The organism is Ruegeria sp. CE8, from assembly GCF_056537465.1.
In genome coordinates, this window is the sequence record NZ_JBQFRP010000004.1 from 300,807 (window position 1) to 307,670 (window position 6,864).

7 protein-coding genes and 1 pseudogene are annotated in these 6,864 nt (G+C 58.5%); 7 read left to right on the plus strand and 1 reads right to left on the minus strand.

The window, feature by feature from the left end:
* Positions 1-6 precede the first annotated feature (6 nt).
* Positions 7-390, plus strand: a complete 384-nt coding sequence (locus ACR0AA_RS09960; RefSeq protein ID WP_480664380.1) for a carboxymuconolactone decarboxylase family protein — start codon at positions 7-9, stop codon at positions 388-390.
* A gap of 89 nt (positions 391-479) precedes the next feature.
* Here the strand turns inward: ACR0AA_RS09960 and ACR0AA_RS09965 are convergent, their stop codons facing one another.
* Positions 480-1,082 (minus strand): helix-turn-helix domain-containing protein, encoded by a 603-nt coding sequence (locus ACR0AA_RS09965; RefSeq protein ID WP_480664382.1) that lies wholly within the window; start codon positions 1,080-1,082, stop codon positions 480-482.
* A gap of 147 nt (positions 1,083-1,229) precedes the next feature.
* Here ACR0AA_RS09965 and glyA point away from each other — a divergent pair, with 147 nt between their 5' ends.
* The 6 genes and pseudogenes from glyA to gcvT all read left to right on the plus strand — a co-directional run.
* Positions 1,230-2,483 carry a serine hydroxymethyltransferase gene (glyA, locus tag ACR0AA_RS09970; RefSeq protein WP_480664384.1) on the plus strand — a complete coding sequence of 418 codons (1,254 nt, stop codon included), beginning with the start codon at positions 1,230-1,232 and terminating at the stop codon, positions 2,481-2,483.
* A gap of 10 nt (positions 2,484-2,493) precedes the next feature.
* Positions 2,494-3,876 carry a dihydrolipoyl dehydrogenase gene (lpdA, locus tag ACR0AA_RS09975; protein ID WP_480664386.1) on the plus strand — a complete coding sequence of 461 codons (1,383 nt, stop codon included), beginning with the start codon at positions 2,494-2,496 and terminating at the stop codon, positions 3,874-3,876.
* A gap of 14 nt (positions 3,877-3,890) precedes the next feature.
* Positions 3,891-4,835 carry a lipoyl synthase gene (gene lipA / locus ACR0AA_RS09980; protein ID WP_480755929.1) on the plus strand — a complete coding sequence of 315 codons (945 nt, stop codon included), beginning with the start codon at positions 3,891-3,893 and terminating at the stop codon, positions 4,833-4,835.
* 24 nt (positions 4,836-4,859) lie between these two features.
* On the plus strand, positions 4,860-6,230 hold the full coding sequence (locus ACR0AA_RS09985; protein WP_480664390.1) for an alanine/glycine:cation symporter family protein: 1,371 nt from the start codon (positions 4,860-4,862) through the stop codon (positions 6,228-6,230).
* 79 nt (positions 6,231-6,309) lie between these two features.
* Positions 6,310-6,732, plus strand: a complete 423-nt coding sequence (locus tag ACR0AA_RS09990; RefSeq protein WP_480755930.1) for a universal stress protein — start codon at positions 6,310-6,312, stop codon at positions 6,730-6,732.
* 16 nt (positions 6,733-6,748) lie between these two features.
* Positions 6,749-6,864: pseudogene (gcvT, locus tag ACR0AA_RS09995) on the plus strand (glycine cleavage system aminomethyltransferase GcvT); the annotation flags it as partial.

The window sequence follows — 6,864 nt, forward strand, 5'->3', positions numbered from 1 at the left end:
GAAAACATGGCAGACATTTTTGACGAAGACCTGTTCCTGAAAGGTCTTGAGCAGCGCAAGAACACGCTGGGCGCGGAATATGTGGAAAAGAACCTGGCGGCGGCAGATGATTTTACCCGCCCGTTCCAAGAGGCGATGACCGCCTGGTGTTGGGGGTTTGGCTGGGGCGATGACGTGATCGACGCCAAAACGCGATCGATGATGAACCTGTCCATGATCGGGGCTCTGGGGAAAATGCATGAATGGGAGATTCACTGCAAAGGCGCGATCAACAACGGTGTTACACCCGAAGAAATCCGGGCCATCATCCACGTCGTCGGAATTTATTGCGGCGTTCCCCAAGCATTGGAGTGTTTCCGAGTCGCCCGCAAGGTTCTGGGACATACCTGAACCCGCAGAGCAACCAGTTCGGTTCAAACTTCTTTAAACAGAAAAGCGGCCTCTATAGGGCCGCTTTCATCTTTTGTGTCGCTCCGGATTCACTCGAGCGACACCCAAAGCACCTTCGCATCTTCTTCGCTGGTCGAGATACAGCCGTGCCCCATGCCGCTGTCATAATAGAGAGAGTCACCCGCCTTCATCGGCAAGGGCCGGTAATGCTCTGACACGAAAATCAGTTCGCCGCTGATCACATACATGAACTCTTCGCCTGTATGTCGGATCCATGTCTCGAATTCGGACAGGTCGCGGGCTTTGATCGTCGCGATATAGGGCAGCATCCGTTTGCTGGTCAGTTCCGAACACAGCAATTCGTGCATATAGGTCGGCGTGTTTTTGATCTCACCCTCACCTTTGGGGGTAAAATCGCGTCGGCCTGAAATCCCGGATTGACCGGACTGCAGGAACAACTGCGGCGTACTCATATCCAGTGCCTGTGTCAGACGACGGACGATATCGAAGCTGGGCCGCGTCTGGTTGTTCTCGATCTTCGAAAGGGTGGACCGCCCGATTCCTGCAGCGCGCCCAGCTTCCTCCAAAGTCCAGCCTTTTGCACGGCGCGCATCGCGGATGGAACGGCCCAGAGCAGCGCCTTCGTCTTGTTCTTCCAGTCCGGAAACATCGCCTCGGGTTTCGTCTCCCATATAAATCTCCCTGTTTTATCAGAGGTTACAGATTTCCCCAGGCACAAACAACTTCACAAATGTGAGAAATATGTTGCTTCAACTGTACGATTTCCACTATAGGAAACAAAATTTCGTACTGAGGATTCGGTGCTGGAGGAGGAAATCATGTTCAAAACGTCGCTTACCGAAGCTGATCCGGTTATCGCAGCGTCAATTGCGCGCGAAGGCAAACGCCAGGCCGAACAGATCGAATTGATTGCGTCCGAAAACATCGTGTCGCAGGCTGTGATCGACGCGCAGGGCTCTGTCCTGACCAACAAATACGCCGAAGGTTATCCCGGTCGCCGCTACTATGGTGGCTGCGAATACGTGGATGAGGTCGAGTCCGAAGCCATTGATCGTTTGAAAAAACTGTTTGGTTGCGAATACGCAAACGTTCAGCCGCATTCCGGCGCGCAGGCCAACGGAGCGGTCAAGCTGGCGCTGCTCAGCCCCGGTGATACGATCCTGGGCATGTCGCTGGATGCAGGCGGCCACCTGACCCACGGTGCCAAACCCGCTCAATCCGGCAAATGGTTCCGCCCGGTCCAGTACGGGCTGACCGACGCCGGGCTGATCGACTACGATCAGGTTGAAGCGCTGGCAAAGGCCGAAAAGCCGCAATTGATCATCGCCGGCGCGTCGGCCTATTCACAAAAAATCGACTTTGCCCGTTTCCGCGCTATCGCAGACGAAGTTGGCGCATGGCTGCTGGCCGACATGGCCCATATCGCCGGTCTGGTCGCAACTGGCCTGCACCCCTCGCCTGTCGGCCACGCGCATGTGGTCACGTCTACCACGCACAAGACACTGCGCGGTCCGCGTGGTGGGATCATCCTGACCAATGACGAGGCGCTGGCGAAAAAGATCAACTCCGCTGTGTTCCCCGGTCTTCAGGGTGGCCCGCTGATGCACGTGATCGCCGGCAAGGCCGTTGCATTTGGTGAGGCGCTGAAGCCGGAATTCAAAGACTACATGCAGCGAGTCGTGGACAGCGCATCCGCTCTGGCGAACGTAATGATGGCTCGCGGTTGTGACATCGTCTCTGGTGGCACTGAAAACCACCTGATGCTGGTCGACCTGCGCCCGCTGGGCGTGACCGGCAAAGACGCCGAGGCCGCGCTGGAGCGTGCCGGGTTCACCTGCAACAAGAACAGCGTACCGGGCGATCCGGAAAAGCCAACCGTGACGAGCGGTGTCAGGCTGGGAACGGCTGCGGGCTGTAGCCGCGGGTTCGGACCGGAAGAGTTTAAGCAGATCGGTCACCTGATCGGCGATGTGCTGGACGCTCTGGCCCAGTCGCCTGAAGGCGACCCGACTGTCGAAGCTGAAACTCGTGAAAAAGTCCGCGCGCTCTGCGCCAGCCATCCGATCTACTGAAAGAACACCCATGAGCATCTATGACCTCATCGTCATCGGCGGCGGCCCCGGCGGATACGTCGCTGCAATCCGCGCGGCCCAACTGGGCATGAAAGTGGCCTGCGTCGAAGGACGCGGCGCGCTTGGCGGAACCTGTCTGAATGTGGGGTGCATACCCTCCAAAGCGTTGCTGACCTCCTCGGCCAAATATGCCGAGCTTGCACACCTCTCCTCCCATGGCATTGCCGTCGAGGGGGCCAGCATCGACGTGAGCTCGATGATGGGGCGCAAGGACAAGATCGTTGGCGATCTGACCAAGGGAATTGCCTTCTTGTTCAAGAAGAACGGTGTCGATCTGATCGAAGGCTGGGCCAGCATCCCTGCGAATGGGCAGGTCAAGGTCGGTGACGAAGTCTACGAGGCAAAGAACATCCTGATCGCGACCGGTTCCGAACCCACGCCGCTGAACGGAATCGAAATTGACGAACAGGACATCCTCAGCTCGACCGGCGCAATCGCGCTGGACATGGTACCTGAGCATCTGGTCGTCGTTGGTGCTGGGGTTATTGGGCTTGAGCTTGGGCAGGTGTGGTCTCGGCTGGGTGCCAAGGTCACGGTCGTTGAATATCTCGACCGTGTTCTGCCCGGAATCGATGGCGAGATCGCCAAACTCGCACAGCGTGCCCTATCCAAGCGTGGGCTGAAGTTCCAACTGGGCCGAGCATTGAAATCGGTAACCAATACCGACGCAGGCTTGACGCTCACACTGGATCGGGTCGGCAAAGACAAGGAAGAGGTGATCGAGGCCGACAAGGTCCTGATCGCCGTCGGCCGCCGGCCCGTGACGCGCGGGCTGGGGCTGGAAGATCTGGGGATAACCCTGGACCCGCGCGGATTTATCCAGGTGGACGACACGTTCTGCACATCCGTTCCCGGCGTCTATGCGATTGGCGATTGCGTGCCCGGCCCGATGCTGGCGCACAAAGCCGAAGAAGACGGCGTCGCCTGTGTCGAAATGCTGGCAGGTGGCGCGGGGCACGTCGATTACAACACCGTACCGGGCGTTGTTTATACCGACCCTGAGGTCGCCTCGGTCGGCCAGACGGAAGAGACTCTGAAAGAGGCCGGAACCGAGTATACTGTTGGCAAATTTGCATTTATGGCCAATTCGCGCGCGCGTTCGACCGGTGAAACCGACGGCGCAGTCAAAGTGCTGGCGGGAACAGATGGCCAGATTTTGGGGGCACATATTTGTGGTGCCCATGGCGGTGATCTGATTGCGGAACTGGTTCTGGCCATGACCAAAGGCGCAACTGTCGCCGAGGTCGCCGCAACTTGTCATGCGCACCCGGCGATGGGCGAGGCGGTCAAAGAAGCCTGCCTCGATGCCATGGGCCGCGCAATCCACGCCTAAGTAAGGACAGCCAGATGACCATCCAGCTTCGACCCCGCCACCCGGAAAAAGCCAAAAAGGCCGACAGTGTCATCCCACGCAAACCGAAGTGGATCAGAAAGAAAAAGGTCGAAGGGTCCGAGTATTACGAAACCCGCCGCCTGATGCGCGACCACAATCTGGCGACGGTCTGCGAAGAGGCTGCATGCCCGAACATCGGTGAATGCTGGTCCAAGCGCCACGCTACAATGATGATCATGGGCGAGGTCTGCACGCGGGGCTGTTCCTTCTGCAACGTGGCGACGGGCCGTCCGGACGAGTTGGATGTTTTCGAACCGGGCCGTGTCGCTGCAGCGGTGAAAAAGCTGGGCCTGCGCCATGTGGTCATCACTTCGGTCGACCGCGATGATCTGGCCGATGGCGGGGCGGATCATATCGCCCAGACGATCCGTGCAGTGCGGCACCAGAACCCCGGCACTACGGTCGAGGTTCTGACCCCTGACTTTCTGGGCAAAGGTAAAGCTGCGGATGTGGTTTTCGAAGCCGCCCCGGATGTGTTCAATCACAATCTGGAAACCGTTCCGCATCTCTATCCAAGCGTGCGACCCGGCGCGCGGTATTACACGTCCCTGCGGCTGCTGGACGATGCAAAACGCGCCAATCCCGAGATTTTCACTAAGTCCGGCCTGATGGTTGGTTTGGGCGAAAGCCTGAGCGATGTCCGTCAGGTGATGGACGACCTGCGCGCGGCACAGGTCGATTTCCTGACTGTCGGCCAATACCTGCAGCCAACCCCGAAACATCACCCGATCGATCGTTTCTGGACACCGGAGGAGTTCGCCCAACTGGAGCAAATCGCACGTTCCAAGGGCTTTTTGCACGTGTCGGCCACACCGCTGACCCGTTCCTCGTTCCACGCGGACGAAGACTTTGCCGCCCTCAAGCAGGCCCGCCAGCGGGCTCTCGCGACCGGGGCATAACCTAACGCAAATGGGAGGGATACCATGGAAGCGTTAAATTCAATCGTAGGGGCCATAAATGGCGTCGTATGGGGGCCGCTGATGCTGGTTCTCATTCTTGGCGTCGGCTTCTTCCTGCAGGTCGGCCTGAAATTCATGCCGATCCTGCGCATTGGCACAGGTTTCAGCCTGTTGTTCAAAGGCCGCGAAGGTCAGGGCGAAGGGCAGATCAGCCCGTTCAACGCGCTGATGACTTCGCTGTCGGCGACCATCGGTACGGGTAACATCGCCGGTGTGGCCACTGCTGTCTTCCTGGGCGGTCCGGGCGCCTTGTTCTGGATGTGGATGACCGCCCTGGTGGGCATGGCCACCAAATATGCCGAAGCCGTCTGCGCGGTGAAATACCGTGAAAAGGACGAGTTGGGCAACTTCGTCGGCGGCCCGATGTATTACATCAAGAACGGCCTCGGCGCGAAATGGGCATGGCTGGGCGTTGCATTTGCCCTGTTTGGCGCAATCGCGGCCTTCGGCATCGGCAACGGCGTACAGGCCAACGGTGTTGCTCAGGTTCTGGAATCGAACTTCGGCGTGAACACCTCGATCACCGGCGTTATTCTGATGGTTCTGACTGCAGCCGTTATTCTGGGTGGCATCACCCGCATCGGTGCGGTTGCCGGTAAACTGGTTCCGGCCATGGCGATCGCATACATTGTCGCTGGTCTTCTGGTTCTGATCATCAACATCGGCGAGATTGGCAATGCCCTGTCGCTGGTCTTCACCTATGCCTTCACCCCGTCCGCCGCCGAAGGTGGTTTCGCGGGCGCAGCCGTCTGGGCCGCAATCCGCTTTGGTGTGGCGCGTGGCGTCTTCTCGAACGAAGCCGGTCTGGGTTCAGCTCCGATCGCACATGCGGCAGCCGAGACCAAAGGTCCGGTCAACCAGGGCCTTATCGCGATGCTGGGTACGTTCATCGACACCATCATCGTCTGCTCGATCACCGGTCTGGCGATCATCTCTTCGGGCGCGTGGACATCAGGTGAATCGGGCGCGGCACTGACCTCGCTGGCCTTTGCAAACTCACTGCCGGGCGGCGGTCACCTGATCGCAATCGCGCTGTCGATCTTTGCCTTCACCACCATCCTGGGCTGGTCGTTCTACGGCGAGAAATGTGTGGAGTTCCTGCTGGGCGTCAAATCCCTGCTCCCCTACCGCGTGCTGTGGATCGTTGCGATCTACTTCGGCGCAACCGCGGATCTGGGCTTCATCTGGCTACTGGCGGATACGCTGAACGCCATGATGGCCATCCCGAACCTGATCGCTCTGGCCCTGCTGAGCCCGATCGTCTTCAAACTGACGAAAGAGTTCTTCGCCTCGGGCGGCAAGTCCGAAGAGCCGGGCGGCTCACCTGCCGAATAATCCGGCCTTTAGAAAAAACGGGGGGCCAACCCGGTCCCCCGCCTTTGAAACAGAATTCCATATCTCGAGGAGAGACGTGATGGCCACGAAAATCCTGCTGCCAATTGACCACACCGACGAACGCTCGTGGAAACTGGCCCTGCCGACCGCATTGGAACAGGCAAAATTCTACGGTGCTGAACTGCATGCGGTCGCCGTCATCCCCGAGATCATCCAGCTGCCGAACCTGCCCGCCAACTATGGCGCAGGCGCGAAAGACCACGTGCGCAATGCGGTTCAGGCCATTCTGGATCACGGCAATGCCTCTGACATTGCAATTCACGTCGAAGAAGGCAGCGTTTATCGCGAAATCCTGAAGCTGGCCTATAAGGACGGCTTTGATCTGATCGTCATGGCGTCGACCAAAGGCGATTTCCCGAACTACGAGATTGGCCCGAACCTCGCCCGTGTCGTGCGTAACGCGCATTGCACCGTCATGGTTGTTCGTGACCAGTCCCGCTGATTGAAAGGTTGAGAAAATGACCGCATTGAAACGCACGCCCCTTTACGACTTACACGTTGAGTTGGGAGGTAAGTTGGTTGATTTTGCTGGGTGGGAGATGCCTGTTCAGTATCCGTTGGGGATTATGGGAGA